At 71.3% G+C, this 21,389-nt stretch carries 19 protein-coding genes; 7 read left to right on the top strand and 12 right to left on the bottom strand.

Annotated elements, in window-relative coordinates; genetic code table 11:
- Window positions 1-55: 55 nt before the first annotated feature.
- From urtA to DMB66_RS32070, 3 genes are all read right to left on the bottom strand, one after another.
- Window positions 56-1,348, bottom strand: a complete 1,293-nt coding sequence (gene urtA, locus DMB66_RS32080; protein WP_125807865.1) for an urea ABC transporter substrate-binding protein — start codon at window positions 1,346-1,348, stop codon at window positions 56-58.
- Between the two features lie 591 nt (window positions 1,349-1,939).
- Entirely contained in the window at window positions 1,940-2,554 is a 615-nt protein-coding gene (locus DMB66_RS32075) for a response regulator transcription factor (protein WP_125807864.1), read from the bottom strand.
- Window positions 2,551-3,780, bottom strand: a complete 1,230-nt coding sequence (locus DMB66_RS32070) for a sensor histidine kinase (RefSeq protein WP_125807863.1) — start codon at window positions 3,778-3,780, stop codon at window positions 2,551-2,553. Before DMB66_RS32070 ends, DMB66_RS32075 begins: the two co-directional genes overlap by 4 nt.
- Window positions 3,781-3,906: 126 nt before the next feature.
- Here DMB66_RS32070 and DMB66_RS32065 point away from each other — a divergent pair, with 126 nt between their 5' ends.
- The 3 genes from DMB66_RS32065 (at window position 3,907) to DMB66_RS32055 (ending at window position 7,112) form a co-directional block, all read left to right on the top strand.
- Complete coding sequence (locus tag DMB66_RS32065; protein WP_125807862.1) at window positions 3,907-4,329, top strand: hypothetical protein; 423 nt, start codon at window positions 3,907-3,909, stop codon at window positions 4,327-4,329.
- A 49-nt stretch (window positions 4,330-4,378) separates the two neighbouring features.
- Window positions 4,379-6,352, top strand: coding sequence for a hypothetical protein (locus tag DMB66_RS32060; protein ID WP_125807861.1), 1,974 nt, complete (start codon window positions 4,379-4,381; stop codon window positions 6,350-6,352).
- 154 nt (window positions 6,353-6,506) lie between these two features.
- Window positions 6,507-7,112 (top strand): hypothetical protein, encoded by a 606-nt coding sequence (locus tag DMB66_RS32055; RefSeq protein WP_125807860.1) that lies wholly within the window; start codon window positions 6,507-6,509, stop codon window positions 7,110-7,112.
- A gap of 1 nt (window position 7,113) precedes the next feature.
- On the opposite strand, the gene DMB66_RS32050 is transcribed toward DMB66_RS32055, so the two are convergent.
- On the bottom strand, window positions 7,114-7,806 hold the full coding sequence (locus DMB66_RS32050; RefSeq protein WP_125807859.1) for a hypothetical protein: 693 nt from the start codon (window positions 7,804-7,806) through the stop codon (window positions 7,114-7,116).
- Window positions 7,807-8,650: 844 nt separating this feature from the next.
- The gene (locus DMB66_RS61540; protein ID WP_158647444.1) at window positions 8,651-9,001 is read right to left on the bottom strand and encodes a hypothetical protein; all 351 of its coding nucleotides are present in this window, start codon (window positions 8,999-9,001) and stop codon (window positions 8,651-8,653) included.
- An 847-nt stretch (window positions 9,002-9,848) separates the two neighbouring features.
- Here DMB66_RS61540 and DMB66_RS61535 point away from each other — a divergent pair.
- Both DMB66_RS61535 and DMB66_RS32035 read left to right on the top strand, forming a co-directional pair.
- Window positions 9,849-10,403, top strand: a complete 555-nt coding sequence (locus DMB66_RS61535; protein WP_158647443.1) for a hypothetical protein — start codon at window positions 9,849-9,851, stop codon at window positions 10,401-10,403.
- A gap of 8 nt (window positions 10,404-10,411) precedes the next feature.
- A complete protein-coding gene (locus tag DMB66_RS32035) occupies window positions 10,412-10,774 on the top strand; it encodes a nuclear transport factor 2 family protein (protein ID WP_125807857.1) in 363 nt (120 codons plus the stop codon).
- 9 nt (window positions 10,775-10,783) lie between these two features.
- On the opposite strand, the gene DMB66_RS32030 is transcribed toward DMB66_RS32035, so the two are convergent.
- The 5 genes from DMB66_RS32030 to DMB66_RS32010 form a co-directional block, all read right to left on the bottom strand.
- Complete coding sequence (locus DMB66_RS32030) at window positions 10,784-11,071, bottom strand: hypothetical protein (protein ID WP_125807856.1); 288 nt, start codon at window positions 11,069-11,071, stop codon at window positions 10,784-10,786.
- Window positions 11,072-11,187: 116 nt separating this feature from the next.
- Window positions 11,188-11,934, bottom strand: a complete 747-nt coding sequence (locus DMB66_RS32025; RefSeq protein ID WP_125807855.1) for a hypothetical protein — start codon at window positions 11,932-11,934, stop codon at window positions 11,188-11,190.
- Window positions 11,927-14,734 carry a DEAD/DEAH box helicase gene (locus tag DMB66_RS32020; RefSeq protein WP_233624987.1) on the bottom strand — a complete coding sequence of 936 codons (2,808 nt, stop codon included), beginning with the start codon at window positions 14,732-14,734 and terminating at the stop codon, window positions 11,927-11,929. Before DMB66_RS32020 ends, DMB66_RS32025 begins: the two co-directional genes overlap by 8 nt.
- A gap of 367 nt (window positions 14,735-15,101) precedes the next feature.
- Complete coding sequence (locus DMB66_RS32015) at window positions 15,102-15,545, bottom strand: DUF5990 family protein (RefSeq protein WP_125807853.1); 444 nt, start codon at window positions 15,543-15,545, stop codon at window positions 15,102-15,104.
- 56 nt (window positions 15,546-15,601) lie between these two features.
- Window positions 15,602-16,234, bottom strand: a complete 633-nt coding sequence (locus DMB66_RS32010; protein ID WP_158647442.1) for a TetR/AcrR family transcriptional regulator C-terminal domain-containing protein — start codon at window positions 16,232-16,234, stop codon at window positions 15,602-15,604.
- 110 nt (window positions 16,235-16,344) lie between these two features.
- Here DMB66_RS32010 and DMB66_RS32005 point away from each other — a divergent pair, with 110 nt between their 5' ends.
- Together DMB66_RS32005 and DMB66_RS32000 are read left to right on the top strand one after the other, a co-directional pair.
- Entirely contained in the window at window positions 16,345-17,445 is a 1,101-nt protein-coding gene (locus DMB66_RS32005; RefSeq protein WP_125807851.1) for an alpha/beta hydrolase, read from the top strand.
- A 63-nt stretch (window positions 17,446-17,508) separates the two neighbouring features.
- Window positions 17,509-18,894, top strand: a complete 1,386-nt coding sequence (locus tag DMB66_RS32000) for a sugar MFS transporter (RefSeq protein ID WP_125807850.1) — start codon at window positions 17,509-17,511, stop codon at window positions 18,892-18,894.
- Here the strand turns inward: DMB66_RS32000 and DMB66_RS31995 are convergent.
- Window positions 18,847-20,154, bottom strand: a complete 1,308-nt coding sequence (locus DMB66_RS31995) for a cytochrome P450 (protein ID WP_125807849.1) — start codon at window positions 20,152-20,154, stop codon at window positions 18,847-18,849. The genes DMB66_RS32000 and DMB66_RS31995 overlap by 48 nt on opposite strands.
- Complete coding sequence (locus tag DMB66_RS31990; RefSeq protein WP_125807848.1) at window positions 20,147-21,382, bottom strand: RimK family alpha-L-glutamate ligase; 1,236 nt, start codon at window positions 21,380-21,382, stop codon at window positions 20,147-20,149. Before DMB66_RS31990 ends, DMB66_RS31995 begins: the two co-directional genes overlap by 8 nt.
- Between the last annotated feature and the right edge of the window lie 7 nt (window positions 21,383-21,389).

Genomic DNA, 21,389 nt, shown 5'->3' with positions numbered 1-21,389 from the left:
GGGTTGCCTGTCGCAGGCGACACGCAACCCCGCGTCCGGGTGGGGAGTGGGGCGGTCAGCCCGCGGATTTCACGAGCTGGTCGCGGGTGGTCGCCGGGAACCAGTCGTAGCCGTTGAGGAACGGGTCGGGGTCGATGAACTTGTCGGAGGACCAGACGATGTCGAACTGTTTCTGAGCGTTGATCTGGCCGATGTGGCCCGGCTTCGAGATGTGGTGGTTTTCGCCGTTGAGCGTGACCTTGCCCTCCGGTGCGTCGAACGTGATGGGCTTCGCCTTGGCCGCGGCGTTCACCTTGTCGACGTCGAACGAGCCGGCCGCCTCGACGAGGGCCTTGTACAGGTACAGCGAGATGTAGGCGGCCTCCATCGGGTCTGAGGTGACGCCGCTGCTGTTGGGGTAGGCCTTCCAGCTCTGGATGAACTTCGGGTTGGTGTCGGTCTTGAGCGACTGGAAGTAGTTCCAGGACGCGTAGTGGCCGGTGACCTCGTGACCCATGGCCGGCGCCTCCTCCTCGGCGATGGACACCGAGATGATCGGCGTCGTCGCCGCTTTGAGGCCGGCGTCGTAGTAGGCCTTGACGAAGCCGACGTTCGACGAGCCGTTGATGGTGTTGAAGATGAAGTCGGGCTTGGCCGCCACGATTTTCGCCACCTGGGTGGTCCAGTCGTCCTTGTCGAGGGGCACGTACTCCTCGCCGACGATCTCGATGCCGAGCTTGGCCGCGTAGAGCTTGATGATCGCGTTCGCGGTGCGCGGGAAGACGTAGTCGCTGCCGGCGAGGAACAGCCTCTTCACCCCCTTGGAGGCGAGGAAGTCCATCGCCGGGATGATCTGCTGGTTGGTGGTCGCACCGGTGTAGTAGATGTTCGGCGAAGCCTCAAGGCCCTCGTACTGCACCGGGTAGAAGAACAGGCCGTTGTGCTTCTCGACGACCGGCTTGACGGCCTTGCGGGAAGACGAGGTCCAGCCGCCGAAGATCGCGCCGACGCAGTCCTGGGTGAGCAGCTTCTCGGTCTTCTCCGCGAAGGTGGGCCAGTCGGTGGCGCCGTCCTCCTGGACGTACTTGATCTTCTTTCCGAGAATGCCGCCGCCGGCGTTGATCTCGTCGGCGGCCATGTGCAGCACGTTGGAGACGGTCTTCTCAGAGATCGCCATGCCGCCGGTGAGGGAGTTGAGGAAGCCGAGCTTGATGGTGTCGCCGGAGGTGTCGACGCAGCTGGGTGCGGCCGACTCGCCGGGCGTGTCGTCGCCGGCGCGGGCGCCACAGCCGGCGAGCACGAGGGCGACGGTCGTCGCGATGGCGCCCGTGGCCACAAGCGTGCGCAGCCGCTTGCTGGTGGTGGACATATGTGGGAACTCCGTTCCTGGTGAAGGAGGCGTGACGCCGGGGTCGCGGCACAGCGGATGGTGCGGATGTTCATGTGCCAGGCCGAACCGCCGGCGTCCCGAGCGCCCCGCCCGGTGTCGCCGACGAGATGCAACCGGCTGCTGCAGGTGAGAGCAGAGTGATCCCGCGTCATTACTCTGACATTTCTCGAACGTTCCAACTCTGTAACCGCCGCCCGGTTGAGGTGCGCGAGGCCCGGAAATACCCGGAAGTTCATGGAATGACGATGTCAAAGTTCTGCCACCGCCCAAGGGGGCACGACGAACGTGGCACACTTCTGACATCCGGGAGGAGGACTCGACGCTCCTCGTCTCGCCGACACCGAGAAGCTGGTGCGCGATGGTCGCGCGCGCGACCGGCTCGCAGGCGGCATCCGGCTCGGAGTGCGGTTCAGCAGTGGCGCGTCCCGCCGTGCGCGCTACGCGCTCGGCGAGATCGGGCGGCTGATCGAGGCCGGGGGCTTCTCGCTCCCCGCCGTGCGGGGCTTCCCGCTGACCGCGACCTGGCTGCTCTGGCGGGCCCGCAGGGCCCGTCCGGCGTCATCTCGCGACTCACTCCGCCTGGTCGGGGTGTGGCTGGTATTCGTTCACCAGGGTGCGGACGTCGTCGACGGGTTCGTCGATGGCTGCCCATTTGGCGCGGATGCGGGTGAGGTAGGAGCGGACGGTGGGGATCGTCACGTTCATGCGGCGGGCGGTGGCGGCCAGGGTGCTGCCGGTGCCGTACAGGTAGAGGGTGCGGGCTTCCTGCGGGGACAGTTCGGGCGGGTCGTCGTTGATGATGCTCATCAGCTCGGCCGTCAGGGCCGGCTGTCCGCTGTGGACGCTGCGGATGGCGTCGGCGAGCTTGACGGCGTCGTCGTCCTTGACGAGGTATCCGCTGGCACCGGCGCGAACGGTGGCGCGCACGTGGCGGCGGTCGCCGTGCACGGAGAAGACCAGCACCCGGGCGCCGTGGCGACGGAGCTTCGCCACGTTGGTCGCCGCCTCGGTGCCGTCCTCGAGGCGCAGGTCGAGCAGGACGACGTCGGCGTCGGGTCCGGCGGCGAGGTGTTCGCTGACGGTGGTGGCGGTGTGGACGAGACGGATGTCGCCGGTTCCGGCGAGCAGGGCGCGCAGGCCGGCGGGCACCAGCTTGTCGTTGTCGATGATCGCGACCCGGATCATGCGGGCCACCGCAGGTCGACCCGGGTGCCCTGGCCGGGATGGCTGTCCACGCTGGCCGTGCCACCGACCTCGTGCATGCGCGCGGTGATGGAGTGCCGGATGCCGTAGCCGAGCGGTGTCGTGTCCGGGTCGAAGCCCTTGCCCTGGTCGACGACGGCGACCGTGACGGTCGGTGTCGGCTGCCGGTCGGTCAAGGCGGTCAGACGTACGCGGCTGCTGCCGGCGTGCCGCGCCACATTCGCGAGTGCCTCGCCGGTCGCGTGCCGAAACGCGTGCATGACCTCGGAAGGCAGCGTGTCGGGAAGGTTGGCGAAGTGGTATTCCACCCGTAGTCCCTGCGTAGCGCTGTCGTTGCCGGCCTCGATGAGGGCGAGCGAGAGCTCGGTGAGCGTACCGTCGGGGTCGTCGGGGGTCGCGCCACGCAGCACGTTGGCGCTGATCGCGGCCTGGCGCCGTACCCGAGGGTCGGGATGCCCTGCCGGACCCTGGCCGGCGATCGCGGTCAGCACCCGCAGGGGGCCGTCGTGCAAGGCCCGGTGCCGGCGCAGCTGCTCACGGAAGTGGCGGATCCGTTCCTCGGCCTGGCTGCGCCGGGCGGCGAGGCGTTCCCGGGCGGCGATCACCTGATCGGTGGCGGCGTAGACCGCGTCCGCGACCGCCCGCAGGCGGCGGATGAACAGGCAGCAGCAGGCGGCGGTGACCACCTGCCAGCCGATGATGTTCAACGTGGACGCCACATCGGCATTGTCGAGTGACGCGAACTGCGCCAGGGCGAACGCCGCCGCCAGCGCCAGGCATCCGGCAGCGGTGGCCCGCCACGACGCGGTGGCCAGTGCCACGGTGACCGCGGTCGAGACGGCGACCGGCTCGAAGTCGGGCACCGCCACCGTGGCGAACGCCTCGTCACTGAGCGCCCAGGGCAGGACCGCCACGGCGGCTGAGGTGACTGTGACATCCGAGGCCAGCATCCAGCGCGGGATCGGGTCGCGCGTCGCGATGGCGGGCACGAACACCGCGCTCCACACCGCGACCGCGAGGTAGGTGGCCGCGGCGAGCGGCTTGTTCGTGTATCCATCCGCCTGCGCCAGCGCCGCGACGCTCAGGGCGACCATGGCCAGCGTGCCCAACCGGGACAGCAGTATCACCCCGGTGGTGATCGCCCGGATCCGTTGGTGCAGGTCGACCGCCAGCGGCAGGGCGACCCCGCCGTTCGGCTCGCTGTCCACGCCCGCAGCATCCCACGCGGCCAGACCTCGGTCCATGCCGCACAGGTGCGGCATGGACCGGCACGACCGTGCGACTCACACTCGTCGATAGGAACCGTCGACCGCCCAGCAAAGGAGGCGTTCCCGTTGTACGAAGCCGGCATCCAGAGCAACCCCGAACCCACCCTGCCCGAACGGCCGCGTCAAGTGAAGACGCTGGCCATTCTCCTCGTCGTGTTCGGCGTGCTGGGCCTCCTGTTCGCGTTTCTGCTGATGTCGATCGTCAGCGACTCCGGCGACCACGGCCAGTCGGTGCCGGCCGTGCTGTACGTCCTGGTCTTCGCCCAGTTCGCGCTCTCCGCGGCGCAGGCGATGAGTGGCGTGTTCATCTGGCAGGGCCGATCGTGGGCCCGGGTCCTGGCCATCGTGCTGTGCTCGGTGAACATCATCGGCGCCCTGGTGTCGCTGTTCACCGGAGCGATCTTCCAGGCGATCTCGGGTGCGGCCATCAACATCGGCCTCCTTCGGCTGCTCAACAACTACGAGGTTCAGGTGTGGTGCAGCAAGTAGCTACGTCGCCGGACTTCGGACGCGTCGCCCTCACCAGCGAGGAGTTCCTGTGCAATCGCCGATCGACGGACCAGCGCAGCTGACGGTTGCGGCCGGGATAGCCCACCAGATGGTGCTGGCGGTGGAACGCAGCAGCGCTGGCCCCGCCACGGGCGACAGCGCGGCCGATGGCAGGTTGGTCATTCAGGTATTCGCGTTCGCCCGGCACAGCGTCGACATCGGCTCGCTCGACGAGATGCTGATCGCGACCCGGGACCGGCTCTCCCGGCCGGGCCGCAGCCCGGCCGACCGCATTCAGTCCACCCTGGACTGGATCACCGTGCTGTATCCGGTGTTGCGCGCCGGTCACCCGGTGCCGCCCCAACTCGCTGCCCTGCTGGCCGGCTTGAACCCGGCGGCCGAGGCCGACGCCGTCCGCAGCGCGGCGCTCGGGGAGGCAGCCCACCGGGAAGCCGTCGCCGCACTGCATCGAGGCTACGTCGAGCAGGCCCGCGCGTGGCAGCGGCTGGCACGCGAGAACGGCCACCCGGCGGACCTGACGGTCCCCGCCCCGCAGCGGCCGATGGTCGACCTGTCCGGCCGCCATCGGGACCCCCGGATCGCGGCGCTGCTGAACGCGAGCGGTCTCGCCGCCGGTTACCTCTACCTCGGCCGGTGGGCCCGGGCCGCGGTGACGTTGGCGGTGACTGTCCTCGTCGTCTGGTTCGCGGCTGCCCACACCGCGTCGAAGAGCCCCGCCCTGTGGTCCACGGTCATCGCGCTCGGCGTAGCCGCCGCGGCCTACGACGCGTGGCGGCTGGCCCGGCCACCGCACGCCATGGCCACCGCGGGCCCGGTGCCGCGGCGTCCACTGGCGGCCGCGGTGGCGCTGTTGCTGCTGATCGTCGCCGGCTTCGTCGGGTATCAGGTGGCCGGCCGCTCAGCGCTGGCCGACGCCCATGCCGCCCACGCGGCCGGTGACTGCCCGGCGGCGCTCGACCGGTACGCGAGTGTCCAGGCCCGCTACGAACTCACCCTCACCTCGGTCACCGCGACCGCCCGGGTGGACCGGCACGAGTGCCAAGACCTGCTACTGGCCGAGACCGCCCTGGCCCGCAGGAACTACAGCTCCGCCCCCGGCACCTTCGACGCGCAGGTGCGCAGGTATCCCGACGGGCTACTGCTCGCACGGGCCCGGACCGGTCGCGCCGAGGCGTACCTGCAGCGCGGCAAGCAGTCCCTCGCCCAGGCAGCCAAGGAGACCGACGGCGCCGAAATAGTGGACCTGCAGCGCAGAGCCGTAGCCGACTACACGGTGATCGTCACCGACCACCCGGGCACCACTCAGGCCACCGCCGTGCCGACCGACCTCGACAAAACCTACGCCACGGCGCTCGCCGGCGCCGGCACCCAGCCGTGCACCGCGATCCCGGTGCTGACCTACCTCGGCTCGGTGTCGTTGGAAGCGGCCAAGGCAGGAGTCGCCCGAGCACGAGCCGCCCTGCCCAGCGCGCTGTACAACTGCGGCCTGGCCGAGCTCGCCGCCACCCACTACAGCTCGGCGATCGATCACCTGACCACATTCATCACCGACTACCCGCGCGATTCCCGGGTCGCGAAGGCCCGGCAGAAGCGGATCGCCGCCGAGGTGGCCAAGGTCGGCGCCGGCGCGACCGGCGACCTGGCCCCGCTGGAGCGAACCGGCAACGGCCCGTCCGGCACCGCCACGGTGCAGGTGGTCAACGATTCGCCGTACGCCCTGGAGATCCTCTACAGCGGACCGGTCGCCGACCAGCTCACCATCCCGAAATGCGCCACCTGCACGGTACGCAGTGCCCCGTCCCTGCTGAACCGCTACTTCGGCGGCACGACCTGCGGCGGTGCCGGCGTGCCCTCGAGAACCCTGCGGTTGAAACCCGGCAGCTACCAGGTGGTGGTCAGGACACCCACGAGCAGCGGCCCGAGGCCGTACTCCGGTTCGTGGAAGCTGGCCGGCGGTTCACGCTACGACAACTGCTACTACGCCAGCCGGGCTTTCGGCTGATCCGGGCTGTCATAATCCCTGACCGCATGATCCCTGACCGCATGATCCCTGACCGCATGATCCCTGACCGCACGATCCCTGACCGCACCGCTGACCGCGATCGCGACGATGACGTCCACTAGGGTGGGCACCGCTCGCTGATCGAAGGGAACACATGCTCGCCTCTGTCACGCGCCGTTCCGTCGCCGCTCTGACCGGCCTGGCGGCGATGCTCGGCGGTGCGCTCATCCTGGCTGGTTGCGGCTCGCCGGCCACGCCGGCCGCGGCGCCGGCCGCGGCGCCGGCCACCAAGCTGAGCGCCTCGGTGGCGCCCGTCGTCCAGTTCGCGGTCCCGGCCAAGATGAGCGGGCTGCGCCAGGCGACGGACGATGAATCACTCAAGAGACCGAAGAGCGCGGAGACCTTCCTCAAGGGCAAGGTGCTCAGCCCGACGGGCGGCTCCGTGGCCGCGGTGTATGTCGCCCCCGACCAGTTCGAGACGATCGAGCTCAGTGCCGCGGCCGGCCGGGTGGTCGACCCGGCGGGGACGCTACGTCAGCTCACCCAGGCCCGGCCGATCGACCTCAAGGAGGTTCGTCCGGCGGATCCCGGCACGGCGGGAGGAGTGGGGACCTGCGGGGTGTCGCGCGACTATGCCCCGCCATTGGTGCTCACTCTCTGCGATTGGGCGGAGCCGGGCAGCGTCGGTGCGATCCGGTTCCTGTCGCTGAAGGACCGCCGCGGCATGTTCGCCGAAATCCGCGCCCAGCTCCAGCCGTAGATCAGATCCGACCGCTCCGACTCCAGATCATGACACCGGTTGGCCGCGGCCGGGCGTCGGTCCAGCCGTCGAACAGACGAATGGCGAGAAGCTCGGACCGCCACCATCGATCACATGGTCCCGATGCCTCAATGACGGGTGAAAGACCGGCGAGCAATTCGCGGAGGTGTTCATTGACGCCGCCGTTCGGCGTCCACGCCTCCAGCGAGGTGGGTGCCACGGGCTCCCAGTCGGCAAGCTCATCCATGAGCGCGTGACCCTCGATGAGGTGGTTCAATGACGGACAAGCCTCCAGGAACGGACCGCCCGCACTCACCCCGAACCGCCCGTCAGTGTGGCCCAGATACGACACGGGCGACGACACATGCTCGCCGTGCCAGGCGAACGACCATCCCGCGTGCTCGGCTCGGACCGTCTCAAGCAGGTCGAACTGCCATCGACGGACGCTGACAATGCGCTCGTCGGCCAAACGGACGCTCCGGCGAACGTCGTAGCGCAAACCACCGAACCGAGCAGCGAATCCTTCCCGCCGCACGACCAGTTCCAGGGGCGCGGGAATCAATCGCCCCGTCCGATCGGGCACGGACCTGAAATCGGTCGGCACCCGGGAGCGCTCAGGCTGCCGGACCTGAGCCCGGCGAAGGAACGAGCGAGCTCGCGGCGAGAATCCGTCAGGATCGTCGAGCACGTGCATGGGACTTCCCAGATAATCGGCGCCTGCCCCGGCGAGCATAAGACATGTACGTCGATACCGGCTGGCCCGACCGCGCGGTGTGATGGACGGTCGGGCAGCACCATTGTGGAATCCCGGTGGACCGGCGCTGGGCAGGCGGGTGATCTGGCCGTATCCGTTGCCATGCGCCGTCGAACGCACTTCTCGCCGCCGGATCGGGCTATCGCACTGCGCCCACCGGACGGCAGAGTGGTCGCGCGGATCAGCCCGTTCGACCCGACCGGCCCATACACCGCGGCGAAGTCGTCCGGGTTGGAGGAACGAGGATAGGACGCCTGCGATCCTCGCGGGTGGCCACGGTAGGTGACGGGCACCGAGGGCTCCACGCACAACCTGCGGCAGGATGACCCGGGTCTGGTGGCGGCGGGTTCAGGGCGCCGATCGCGCATCACGTGTGCGACTGCCCCGTGAGTCGCCTCGTGCTGCCGCCAGTTCGGCCTTTCGACCTCGGTCGCCCCGGGAAGCACCTGTTGTCGGGACCGCACGAGTGCCGCACCGGCAAGGGGCATGCGACACCGAGTTACGCTGTCGACTCCAGCATGCCGTGCGGCGTGAAAGTGCGCCTTTCTGGATCACCTTCGCCGCCGATTTTCCTGGTGTGACGCTGGTCATGGAATTGGTATGGTCGGTCGCTGATAGGGGCCTGTGATCTTGGCTGGCGTGCGGAATAATTGGTGGCATGGGGCAACTCCAATTGTTTTCCCGGGCCGAGCTCGCGGGCCTGCGCGACCGAACGAAGGCCCGCAATTATTCTGCGACTCGTGACGAGTTTCGCCGCGATCATGAACGTCGCCGCGCGTGGGGTTTACAGCGTCGTCACGCCGAGCGGCTGCGACACGTCCGCGAGCAGCAGGCCGGCTGCTGGCCGGAAGATCTCCAGATCAAGCCCACCAGCGCCGAAACCGGCCGGCCAGGCCCGCCAGATCCCACACTGGTGCACGCGGCGCCGCCTTGTCGTGCGGTGCGCCAGCCGGCACCCAGCCGCGACCCACAGACCAATCAGGAAACGCAGGCCCGACCGGTCGAGCAGGCCGAGAAGGCTGAGCAGGCCGGACAAGTCGAGCAGGCCGGACAAGTCGAGCAAGCCGGAACAGTCGAGCAAGCCGGACAAGTCGAGCAGGCCGAGCAGGCCGAGCAGGCCGGACCAGTCGAGCAAGCCGAGCCAGCCGAGCGGGACGGGCCGGTAGTGGAGTCCCGCTGCGGATCGGACAGCCCGCCATCGCCCGACCCGTGCCCGCCACAATCAAGTCACGGTTGGCACCCGGCACCCACCCCCGGCCTCCCTGGGCGCAGGTATCTCGCAGCGCCTACCCGTCGACCGCGGAACGGGCCGGAGTCACCAACCCCACACCCGACCGCCAGGCCACCCCGCCCCGATCGGGCGGGCGAACACCAGGCCAGGCCGGCAGCGATCCCGATACGCTGCAAATCCCCGCCACCAAACATCCGACGACCAGGACACCCCACAGAAAATCGATCCTGGCGCTTCCTAGGAACGTATTGAATCCTCGCCGGAATCCCCGACGATATCGTCAGCAGATCCCACCATGAATCGTCGTTGCCCTACCGTCGGACGCTCGGATACGGAGCATTCTCGTCGGAAAATCCGTGCATCGTCAGACGACGACACTCCGACCATCCGCTACGGCAAGTCACTGGCCGCAGGTCATGTCTGCCCGGCAGGACCGCCAATGTGCGCTGTTCAGCGAGGTCTCCGTTGGACGTCGTGCGTATGTCTGGCCGTGTCAGGCCGAGGTCGGGGAGCCACAGCCATCATGGCGCTCGTCGATCCGCCACGATGTCCAACGGCCCACGGCGACTGCCGCGTACCAGCGGTGGGCCGCGCAAGGTGAGACGCCGATCTCGGCCAGGGCCTGACAGCAGTAACCCGGAGGGCTCGCCCTCGGCATCCGGAAACCGCACGACCATGCGGACGCTGCACGGCTATACGGACACTGCACGGCCATGCCGAGACCGCACCGCCATGCGGACGCTGCACAGACGTGCCGACGCTGCACGACCACGTCGACGCTGCACAGACGACAGCGGTCAGCAACGCCACCAACCTGCACCGCCACCTCCCGCGCCGCAGCCGACCTGCTCATCGCGATGAATTCGAAGGAGGAGCAGGACCTGTCCAGGGTGCGGAGCTGCGCGCGGCTCCGCACGCCGCCGCAGCTCCACCGGAGCAGCCCGCCTCCTTCGTCGTGCAAGTGGCGACGAAGCGCCCGCGGACGATCGCCGCGATCGCCGCGATCGCCGCGATCACCGCGATCACCGCGATCACCGCGATCACCGGGACACCGAGACACCGAGACACCGGGACACCGGGACACCGGGACACCGGGACACCGGGACACCGGGAACACGGTGCCATCCTCGCTGGGTGGCATGAAACGATGATCTCCACGGTGGACGCCCGCCGTGGCGGGCTCAGCGTGACGGCAGGATCGACCGAACCTCGCCGTCGCCAAGCTGGCCAACCGCACCACCCCGGCATCGACATCACCCACGTGCGGCGGCCGTCCTGGCACGGCCAACTGCGACAGACAGGATGAGGGAACACATGACCGACGACGTCCTGACCGCGCAGCACGCCTTCGACACCGCCGAGCTGCGGGCCGACACCGATCGGCTGGACGCGTTGCTTGCCGACGACTTCCTCTCCATCGGTGAACAGGGTTACGTGCTCGACAAGCGACAGTGGATCGCCCGGCATGTTGACTTCCGGTTCATCAGCGTGGACACCTCCGAGATCGACGTCCGCCGGTACGACCGGACCGCGATTGTCCGCAGCGTGCAGCACACCCGGGCCACCTGGTTGGGCACCCCCATGGCGTTGACTGTTCGGGTCAGCCACGTGTGGATCCAGCAGGCGGACGGGTGGAAGCTGGCGGCCGTCCAGTTCAGTTCGCTTGCCGCCGGCTGAGCAGCCCGGTCACGGGCCGCCCGTCGCCGCCGCCGCCGGCGGCGGTTCCGTCGGGAACTGGGTCAGGCTGAGCAGGCGGGGGCGGCGCCCGGGTGCGGCGCGGTTGCCCGCCCGTGCCGCGAGGATCGCCTGGATCTCGCCGGCCGCAGCGCTGACCTCCTCGTCGCTAAGCCAGAGGACGCCCTGGCGGTAGCCGACCAGGTCGGCGAACGGGTCCGCCGACCCCGACCCGGAGGCGGTGGCCGCGTCACCCGACGACGTCCGTGCGGCCTTCGGCGATCGGCCGGGCCAACCCACGAACCAAACGCCAGCCGGCTCCAGCGGCACGGCCCGACAACCGGCCACAAGGCCTCAACCCAACGACACCCCACCCAAACATCCCCCAGCGATCAACCAGACCAACCCCGCGCGGATCAGGCGCCGGCCGGCTCCGGCGGCAAGGCCCGGTAGGCCGGCCGCAGGGCCTCGACCAGTGGCACCCCGCCCGGGCTCAGCGGCGGCGGGTCGAGCTGGTCCAGCAGCAGGTCCGGCCGCCCCGCGTCGGGGAGCGGGAGCGTCGCTGTGGGCGTACGGCCGCCCCAGAAATCCGCGATCTCGCCCAGGCCCGCGTCTTCGGCCTCGGGCTCCGCCGGCGTCGCGGGCGCCGTGGTGCCGCGCAGCTGGCTGAGCCGGGTGAGCAGTTCGTCGCGGCCGCGGCCGCGCCAGGCGAAGGCTCCGAACGGGTCCGTCTCGAACGATTCCGCCAGCGCGTAGCAGGTCGCCGCCAGGTGTACGCACGGCATCGGCCAGCGCTCGCATGAGCAGTCCATCGCCACCTCGTCCAGCGACAGCGGCAGCAGGGTCAGCCCGGCTCGGGCGAACACCGTGTCGATCTCCGCCGGCATCCGGCCCGCGAGCAGGTCCGCGACGTACCGGGCCTGGGCGGCCAGGTCGTCCTCGACCCGCGACCACTCCGCGGCGCCGAAGGCGCGCACGGCGATCCGGGACCGGTGCGCCGTCGGGTCCTCCGGGCCGCGCACCTGGGCGGCGACCAGGCTGCCGGAGATCGACAGGTGGCGGACGTGGCCGGCGCGGGCGTCGCGGCGGCCGCGGGCGAACGTCGCCGCCATCCGCAGGGACTCGAACATGGCGATGAACGGCGCCGAGAAACGGTCACTCACCGACGGCCTCCGGGGACAATGCCAGCAGGGACCGCAGGTCGTCGGTGCTCAGCCCGGTGAGCCAGCCCTCGCCGTTGCCGACCACCCGCTCGGCCAGCACCCCCTTGTCCATGATCAGCCGGTCGATGCGTTCCTCCAGCGTGCCCAGGCAGACCAGGGTGTGCACCTGGACGTCGCGGTGCTGGCCGATGCGGAACGCGCGGTCGGTCGCCTGGGTCTCCGTGGCCGGATTCCACCAGCGGTCGACGTGCACGACGTGGTTGGCCGCGGTCAGGTTCAGTCCGGTGCCGCCCGCCTTCAGCGACAGCACGAAGATGCCCGGGCGCCGGTCGGCCTGGAACGCCGCGACCAGCGCGTCGCGCTCCCGGCGGGGCGTGCCGCCGTGCAGGTAGCGCACCGGCACGGCGAACCGGGCGGCCAGGTGTGGCACCAGCATCGCGCCGAAGCGGGCGAACTGGGTGAAGCACAGCACGCTCTCCCCCTCGGCCAGCGCGGCGTCGAGGATCTCCTCGAGGCGTTCGAGCTTGCCCGATCGGCCCGGCAGCGGCGAGCCGTCGCCGAGCAGCTGCGCCGGGTGGTTGCAGACCTGCTTGAGCTTGGTCATCGCGGACAGCACGATGCCCTTGGTGCGGATCTCGGTCTCCTCGGCGAGCCGGTCGATCATCTCGTTGAGTACGGCCTGATAGAGGGTGGCCTGCTCGACGGTCAGCCCGCACAGGTGCCGGGTGTGCCGCTTGTCGGGCAGGTCGTCGATGACGGCCGGGTCGGCCTTGACCCGGCGCAGCATGAACGGCCGGGTGGCGTGGCGCAGCCGGGCGGCGGCGTCCTCGTCGCCGTACCGCTCGATCGGGACCGCGTAGCGGGCGCGGAACGTGTGGGCGCTGCCGAGCAGGCCGGGGTTGAGGAAGTCCAGGATGGACCAGAGCTCGGCCAGCCTGTTCTCCACCGGGGTGCCGGTGAGGGCGACGCGGTGCCGGGCCGGCAGCCGGCGCACCGCTCGGGCCACGCCGGCCGCGCTGTTCTTGATGTGCTGAGCCTCGTCGAGCACCACCCTGTCCCAGGCCACGGCGGCCAGGGCGGTGGCGTCGCGGGTGGCGATCGCGTACGTCGTCAGCACCACGTCCGCGCCGTCGAGCAGCTCGGCCGGCTCGGGCCGGTCGGCGCCGTGCAGCACCCGCACCCGCAGGCCGGGCGCGAACCGGGCCGCCTCGCGTTGCCAGTTGCCCAGCACGGACAGGGGGCAGATCAGCAGCGTCGGCCCGGAGCGGCGGTGCAGCAGCAGGGCGAGCAACTGCACGGTCTTGCCCAGGCCCATGTCGTCGGCCAGGCAGGCGCCGACGCCGAGGCCGTCGAGGAACGCGAGCCAGGAGAAACCCCGGAGCTGGTACGGCCGCAGCTGCCCGGCCAGCCCCGACGGCGGGTCGAGCAGCTCCAGCCGCTCGCCGAGGCGCCCACCGAGCAGGTCGGCGAGCCAGCCGGAGCCACCGAAAGCGGTCACCGGCAGGGGCAGCTCCTCGGGCGGGAGCAGCCGGATCATGCGCAGCGCGTCCCCGGCGGTCATCGTGCCGCCGCCGCGCCGCAGGAACTCGAGCCCGGCCCGCAGCCGCTCCGGATCCAGGTAGACCCACCGGCCGCGCAGCTTGACCAGCGGCACCTTCACCCGGGCCAGGTCGGCGAGTTCGTCGTCGGTCAGCGTGCGCCCGCCCAGGGCCAGGCCCCAGTTGTAGCCGACGATGGTGCCGAGGTCGGCGGCCTCGTCCCGCAACACCGGGGCGATCTCGTCGCGGGGGCGCACCTCCAGGGCCAGGCCCAGACTCCGCGGCTCGCGCCACCAGGCGGGCAACAGGACGCCGTAGCCGGCCTGCTCGAGCAGGGTGGCGTGGCTCAGGAAACGGTGGGCGCCCTCGGTGTCGAGGACCAGCTCGGCCGGCCGGGCGACGCGCAGCGCCGCGTCGAGGTCGCCGAAGAGCCGGGCGGCGCGGCCCAGCCCGGCGAGCAGCCGCTCGTGCGGATGATGGGTCCACCGGCGCAGCGGCGCGCTGCGATCGCGCCAGACGTCGGCGGCGGTGACCAGCAGGCTGGGCTCGTCCAGCGGCTGCAGCAGAAACTCCAGCAGCCAGGCGTCGGCGGCGGCGGCCGGCTCGGACGCGCCGGTGGCATCGGGCTCGTCGGCTTCGAGCTCGTGCAGGTTGCTGAGCCGGAAGCAGACGCGGACGGCGGCGCCGCCGGTGGCCTCGGCATGCCAGGCGTCGAGGGCGTCGGTGAGTGGATCGAGCTCCCCCGGCCGCGCCTCGAACTCCGGCTCGGCGGCCAGCGCGCTGAGCCAGGCGGCGCCGTCGAGCGAGACGCCGGCCTCGGCCAGCCGGGTGCGGACCAGGCCGTCGACGAGCCGGTGCAGCGCGGCGTGCAGCGTGTCGGCGGCGGGCAGCCCGTCGACGTCGCCGGGGCGGGCGCGCTCGGCCCGGCAGGCGGCCGGCATGCGCCGCACCAGCTCGGCGTGGTGGGCGGCGTCGGCGCCGGTCAGCACGGGACGCCACACCGCGCGGGGGCGCGGGCCGTCGCCGAGCACCCCGGGCAGCACCCGGCCACGGGCCACCAGGGAGGCGGCGAACGCGCAGAGCTCGGCGAGGTAGATCAGCGAGGGCGCGGCACGACCGCCGTACTCCTCGGCGAGGTCGTCGGTCACGAACGGCACCGTGACCGCGGGCACGGACCAGGCCCGGAGTCGCGGCTCGCCGCGGCGCGGCGGCAGCCCGAGCTGCGGCGACGGCAGCGGACCGGTGCTCGTGGACGGCAGCACCAGCGTCGCCGCCCGGCCGGACCCGGCTGACGGGACCAGCGTCGCAGCCGGGCCGGGCTCACTCGGCCGGACCGGCGTCGCAGCCGGGCCGGACCCACCCGACCCAACCACCGTCACCACTCCCGACCAGACCCACCCGACCCAACCACCGCCCCACCCCGACCAGACCCATCCGGCGGGGCCGCCGCCGAAGTCCGGCCGGGACCGCCCGGCCGCACCGCGAAACCATGATCGGGTACGGCGCCCCGCCGCCTGGCCGGGACCGGCTCGGTGGGCGGGCCGGCGTGGTCGGTCTCGGCCCAGAGGCAGAGCGTGCCGTCGCGGGCGATGAAGCCGTGCAGAACGATGACCGCGGCGCCGGGAGCCGTCACGCGAGCTGCCAGGTGATGTCCGGTGGGCGCACCCGGGCGCAGCGCGGCCCGCCGTCGGCGCCGGTGAGGCCGAGCCGGGCCACCAGCACGCCGCCGTCGTCGTGGGCCGTGCGCAGCAGCGCGGTGGGGATGTCGCCGAACAGCAGCTTGGCCCGCCGGAACATGGCGAATGTCGCACCGTCGACCGTGCCCCAGCTCAGGTAGAGGAAGCGGGCGCCGGGCCGGCCGTGCACGTAGGGCCCGCCGACGTCGAGCAGCCCGTCGACCTCCCGGCTGGTGACCTCGAACTCCCAGGTCGCGGCCGGCGCGTCGGCGCCGACCCGGGCGGTGACCTCGGCCTTGCGCTGCACGCCGACGTGCACGTTGCCGAGCCGCAGGGCGTCGGCCTGCGCGCCGCCTGGGCGCCCGGGCAGGTCACTGCCCTCGATCCGGATGTGCACGTCCTGAACTCTAGGCCGACCCACCGACAATTCGGCTCGGCGGCGGGCCGGGGGCGTCACGGCGTCCGGGGTCGCAGGGCGGCCTCGAGGCCGTCGAGGACGACGTCGAGTCCGAAGTCGAATCCGTCGCCCTCGCTGGGGGCGTCGAACCGTTCGCGAAGCCGGGGGAACGCCTCGGCCGTCTGTCGTGCCCGGCTGATCAGATCGGCCATCTCCGCGGGCTTCCTGGTGCTCACGGCGGACTCGCTGAGCGTCTTGCCGAGCACGTAGGCCAACACCGTGTCGCCCGCCCAGTCCAGCCGGCTGCCGCTGAAGCCCGCCAGCGTGAAGATGCCGAGGCAGTGGTCGACCCAGCGGGCCATCTTGGGGCCGTAGACCGGATGGGTGCCGAAGACCGGGCCCAGCCAGGTGTGCTCCAGGATCGCCGACCGTAGCCCGTGCGCCATCGACGCGGCCGCCTGCCGCCAGCCGACGGTGTGCGGGTCGGGCAGGTCGATGGCGCCGAAGACCTCGTCGGCCGCGAGCGCGAACAGGGCGTCCTTGTTCTTGACGTACCAGTAGATCGACGTGGCGCCCGCGCCCAGCTTGCTGCCGAGCCTGCGCATGCTGAGCCCGTCGAGCCCGTCGGCGTCGAGCAGCTCGATGGCGGCGCGGGTGATGAGCTCCCGGTCCAGGTTGTCCGATGCCATGCGGCCGATTCTCGCACAGTGTTCCAGATCACTCTCGCACACTGTACGAGTCTTGTCGTACAGTGTGCGAGCCGCGACTCGCACACTGTACGAGAAAATGAGGGACATCAATGTCAATCGCCGCTGTCATCTGGACTGTCATCGCCGGGCTCCTGCTGCTCGGCCTGGTGCTGCCGAAGGTCCCCGGGTCCGCGCTGGCGGGCCTCGCCGTGAGCGTCTACAGCTTCAACCTCTACCTGCTGGTCCCCGCCCTGGCCGGGGCCGGGCTCTGCCTCTGGGCCTGGCGGCAGGGGCAGGTCGGCTGGCTCGTCGTGCTGAGCGTGCTGACGATCCTGCTCATCGCCGGGGTGGCGGTGCCGACGTGGCGGCTGTCGGAAAGCGCCCGGCGCCACGGCGTAGCGCTCTCGTTGCCCGGCTACTTCGCCGGCCCGGGCGCCGGCACGACGCAGCCGTCCACGACGGAGACCTACGCGGTCACCGACGGAACGAAGCTCGAAGTGGACATCTGGCGGCCCGCGAAGCCGAACGGCGCCGCCATGATCTACGTCTTCGGCGGCGGCTGGGTCAGCGGCGAACGCAACCAGATGCCGGCCTACTTCCGGTGGCTCACCGCACAGGGGCTGACCGTCTTCACCGTCGACTACCGCCTCGCCACCGACGGCGATCCCGTCTGGGAGAAGGCCCCCGACGATGTGCGGCGCGCCCTCCGCTGGGTGCGCGACAACGCCGCCCGGCACGGCATCGACCCGGACCGCATCGTGCTCAGCGGCAACTCCGCCGGCGGGAACCTGGCCTCGCTGGTGGCGTACGGCGGCGACACCCCGGTCCGTGCCGTGATCCAGTTCTACGCGCCGACCGACCTGGCCGCCGCCCACCGCGACACCGACAGCAGCACCGCCCGCGGGATGCTGGAGAGCTACCTCGGTGGCACGCCCGGCACGGTCCCGGCACGCTACGAGCGGAACTCGCCGATCACCTACGTGCGCCCCGGCCTGCCACCCACGCTGATCCTGCACGGCGAGCGCGACAGCGTCGTCCCCGCCGGGCAGGCGACCGACCTGGCCGCGCGGCTCACCACCGCCGGCGTGCCCACCGTGCTGCTGATGCTGCCGGCCAGCGAACACTCGTTCGACGCCCTGTTCGGCGGCTTCGCCAACCAGATCGCCCGGCCGGTGATCAGCGACTTCCTGGCCACCCACGTGACGAACTGACCAGGGCGCCCCGATGCCCCTGCTCCGCGGGCACGCCGGTGATCCCCGTGCCACGATCACCGGATGAATCCGCTGCCGCCCGACGCCACCGCCACGCCCCGGCCGATCCCGGACGGGCGGGCGGTGCCAGCGCCGGTCGTCCGCACGTCGGTGCTGCTGCTGGCCTATTTCGCGTTCATCAGCCTCGGGCTGCCCGACGGCCTGCTCGGCGTCGGCTGGCCGTCGATCGCCACGGAGTTCCGGGTCGGCACGGACGCCGTGGGTTTGCTGCTGTTCGCCGGTACGGCCGGATATCTGGTGTCCAGCGTCGCCGCCGGATTCAGCATCGCGCGGCTGGGCGTGGGCCGGCTGCTGGCCGGCAGCACGGCGCTGGCCAGCCTGGCGCTGGCCGGCTACGCGGTGTCGCCGGCCTTCGCCTTCCTGGTGCCCTGCGCCCTGATCGCCGGCTTCGGCGGCGGGGCGATCGACGCGGGACTCAACGCCTACGCCGCCGGCGCGTTCGGCCCGAAGCACATGAACTGGCTGCACGCCTTCTTCGGCCTCGGCGTCGCCATCGGACCGCTGATCATGACCGCGGTGCTCAGCGGCGGGCTCTCCTGGCACTGGGGGTACGGGATCGTCGCCTCCGGTCAGGCACTGCTGGCGATGGCGTTCGCCGTCACGGCCCGTTCCTGGGCCCGGCACGGCGCCCCACAGCCGGAGGCCGCACCCGGCCCCGGCGCCCGTCCCACAGCCGAACCCGGCGCGCGGCCCACAACCGAACCCGGCGCGCGGCCCACAACCGAACCCGGCGAGGACGCCGCGACCGAACCCGGCGCACACCACGCGGCCGCGACCGAACCCGGCGCACACCACGCGGCCGACGGCGCCCCGGCGAAGACCCGGATCGCCGTGACCCTCGCGATCCCCGCGGTGTGGCTCAGCGCCGCTGCCTTCGCGGTCTACGTGGCCCTCGAGATCTCCGCCGGGCTGTGGGCGTTCCTCTTCCTCACCGACGGGCGCGGGATAAGCGCGGCGGTCGCCGGCATCTGCGTGTCGGCGTACTGGGCGAGCCTGTTCGTCGGCCGGGTCGTGCAGGGCTTTCTCGTGGAGCACATCGGCACCACCCGCATCCTCGTCGGCAGCATGCTCGGCCTGCTGACCGGCTCGGCGCTGGTGGCGGTGCCCGGGCCGGGCTGGCTGGCGGTGGCCGGGCTGATGGTCATCGGCTTCGCGGCGGCGCCGGTGTTTCCGCTGCTCACGCTCACGACCAAGGACCGGGTCGGCGCGGCGCACGCCGACCGCGCGATCGGGCTCCAGATCGGCGCGTCCGGGCTCGGCGGCGCCCTCATCCCGGCCGGCGTCGGCGTCCTGATCGACCGGGTGGGCGAACAGGCCCTCGGCCCGTCCCTCGTCGTGCTGTCACTGCTGCTGATCACCCTGTACGCGGCGACCCGGCGCCGCCACTGAGCGTGCGGGCCCACCCGAGCCGCCCCGCACCGGCAGCCGGATCGGCCCGCGGACGATGCTCGACACCCGCCGCCGCAGCGGCCCCGCCCGCCGCAGGTCCGGCATGCGTTCGGCCAGCCGCCGCACGGCGATCTCCGCCTCCAGCCGGGCCAGCGGCTGCCCCACGCAATAGTGGATCCCGCTGGAGAAGGCCAGGTGGTCCGCGGTCTGCGCCCGGCCGATGTCGAACGTGTCCGGCGCCGGGAACACCGACGGGTCGCGGTTGGCCGCGCCGATCAGCGTCACCACGAACTGGCCGCGCCGTACGGTGTGCCCGTCGAGCTCGACGTCCTGCAGGGCGCAGCGCGCCGTGCGCTGCACCGGCGGGTCGTACCGCAGCGTCTCCTCCACCGCCGCCCCGGCCAGCCCGGCCGGGTCCGCGCACAGGGCCGCCCACTGCTCGGGGTGGTTGAGCAGGGCGTTGACCGCGTTGCCGATCAGGTTGACCGTGGTCTCGAAGCCGGCCACCAGCAGCAGGTTGCACATCGGGACCATCTCGTGCGACTGGATCCGGTCGCCCTCGGCCGCCACGATCCGGCTCACCAGGTCGTCGGCCGGTTCGCGGCGGCGCAGCTCGAACAGGGTCTCGAAGAGCTCACGCAGCTCGCGGTTCGCCGCCTGCAGGCGGGCCGCGTGCGACAGCGAGTGGATGCCGTCCAGGGCGCTGGCGATGACCGTGCCGTACCGGGCGAAGCGGTCCGCGTCCGCGTCCGGCACCCCGAGCAGGTCGGTGATCACCGCGATCGGCAGCGGGGCCGCGTACGCGGACACCAGGTCGAACTCGCCGCCCGCCGCGGCCCGGTCGAGCAGGTCGTCGACGGTGCGCTCGACCCGCGGGCGGTAGCCGGCCATCTGTTTCGGGCTGAACGCCGGCTGGGCGAGGCGCCGCAGCCGGGTGTGGTCCGGCGGGTCCTTGTCGAGGAAGGACATGTCGAACTCGTCGGCGACGCTCGGCGCGGCCGTCAGCTCGGCGGCGCGCACGCCGAAGCGCCGGTCCCGCAGCACGGTGGCGCAGATGTCGTGGCTGGTGGTCACCCAGTTGCCGATCCGGGTCGGCCCGAAGCGGGGCATGCCGCGGTAGATCGCGTACGGGTCGTCGCGGCCGGGGCGCAGGTGCAGCAGCGACATCGGGTCGCGCCGCACATAGCCGTGGTAGGCGAAACTGAGCCGGCTGCGGTAGAGGCCGGCGGCGAACGTCAGGGTGCGGCGCAGGTCAGGCATGGTCGCGCAGCCAGGCGTCGATGAGGCCGTTGAAGTGGCCGAGGAAGCGTTCGTGCTCGTGCGGCGGGTACATGGCCCGGACCGTCTCGCGCAGCAGGGAGCGGAACTCCTCGGAGCCGACCCACTCGGCGACCATCTCGTCGACGTGGCCGAGGTGCTTGGCGCAGAACTCCTCGTACCGTTCGGTTTCGAAGTAGTCGTCGGCGAGCCGGCGGTAGCGGGCGAGCTTGTCGGAATAGCTCAGCGACGGGTCGTCGGCGATGGCGAAGTATTCGGCGGTGTCGGTGTCCAGCCGCGGCTTGCGCCCGGTGACGACGCAGTAGACCGTCCAGCGCAGCAGCGCCGACATCGCCCACGGGAAGTAGTAGTGCAGCGACGTGACCGCTACGTCGGGGCAGGCGTTCGCATAGTCGATGGGGTGCACCTCGGTGCCCTTGACCAGCGACTCGCAGCTGTTGAACTCCCACCGGAAGAACGCGTTGACCAGCCGGGAGATGGTGACGACCTCGTCGCCGACCTCGGCGCTGAGGAAGTTGTGGTCGACCGCGTACCGCTCGTGCATGCTCAGCTCGGGCCGGAACTTCATCACCATGGTCTCCGGGCCGATGGTCAGCGAGCGGGCGAAGACGTCGTAGTTCTCGACCGCCGCCTGCAGGTGCATGAGCCGCTCCCCCGACGCGTCGTAGGCGGCGTGCAGCTCGGCCACATCGCGGATCTTGGAGACGCCGACCCAGGCCCCGCCGTCGTACGGCTTCATGTACATCGGATAGCCCACGGTCGCGGCCAGCGCCTCCAGGTCGAACGGCTGGTTGTACCGCGCCGAGGTGTAGGCGTACCGGGAGTTGTCCAGGGGGTTCTTGAACGGCACCAGCACCGTCTCGGGCACCTTGAGCCCGAGCCGCAGCATCGCGCAGTACGCGGCGTGCTTCTCCATGGACTGGAAGGTGAACGGGCTGTTCAGCAGGTACACGTCGTCCATCAGCGCGATCTTCTTGAGCCACTCGCGCGGGTGGTAATACCAGTAGGCGAGCCGGTCGATGACCAGGTCGTGCCGCGGCGAGTCGCGCAGGTTGAACGGCTCGATGGTGACCCGGACGCTGCGGGTGCGGTGGGTGCGGCCCTGCGCGTCGGTGACCACCCCGACGCGGCGCAGCAGCGCCTCGTAGGCCCGTGGCCAGTCGTCCTCGGTGCCCAGCAGCAGTCCGATGGTGTGCTCGACGTCGGCCATTGGCGCC

The sequence above is a fragment of the Actinoplanes sp. ATCC 53533 genome (genome assembly GCF_003947245.1).
The sequence above is the reverse complement of the archived record's forward strand: the minus strand, read 5'-3'. Positions and strand labels throughout refer to the sequence as shown.

Bases quoted from the DNA above. Each gene is read 5' to 3' on its own strand.
- DMB66_RS32035 (WP_125807857.1), top strand. From the start codon at position 10,412: ATGACCGACGACGTCCTGACCGCGCAGCACGCCTTCGACACCGCCGAG.
- DMB66_RS32075 (WP_125807864.1), bottom strand. From the start codon at position 2,554: ATGATCCGGGTCGCGATCATCGACAACGACAAGCTGGTGCCCGCCGGC.
- DMB66_RS32050 (WP_125807859.1), bottom strand. From the start codon at position 7,806: ATGCACGTGCTCGACGATCCTGACGGATTCTCGCCGCGAGCTCGCTCG.
- DMB66_RS32005 (WP_125807851.1), top strand. From the start codon at position 16,345: ATGTCAATCGCCGCTGTCATCTGGACTGTCATCGCCGGGCTCCTGCTG.
- DMB66_RS31995 (WP_125807849.1), bottom strand. From the start codon at position 20,154: ATGCCTGACCTGCGCCGCACCCTGACGTTCGCCGCCGGCCTCTACCGC.
- DMB66_RS32055 (WP_125807860.1), top strand. From the start codon at position 6,507: ATGCTCGCCTCTGTCACGCGCCGTTCCGTCGCCGCTCTGACCGGCCTG.
- DMB66_RS32010 (WP_158647442.1), bottom strand. From the start codon at position 16,234: ATGGCATCGGACAACCTGGACCGGGAGCTCATCACCCGCGCCGCCATC.
- urtA (WP_125807865.1), bottom strand. From the start codon at position 1,348: ATGTCCACCACCAGCAAGCGGCTGCGCACGCTTGTGGCCACGGGCGCC.
- DMB66_RS32000 (WP_125807850.1), top strand. From the start codon at position 17,509: ATGAATCCGCTGCCGCCCGACGCCACCGCCACGCCCCGGCCGATCCCG.
- DMB66_RS31990 (WP_125807848.1), bottom strand. From the start codon at position 21,382: ATGGCCGACGTCGAGCACACCATCGGACTGCTGCTGGGCACCGAGGAC.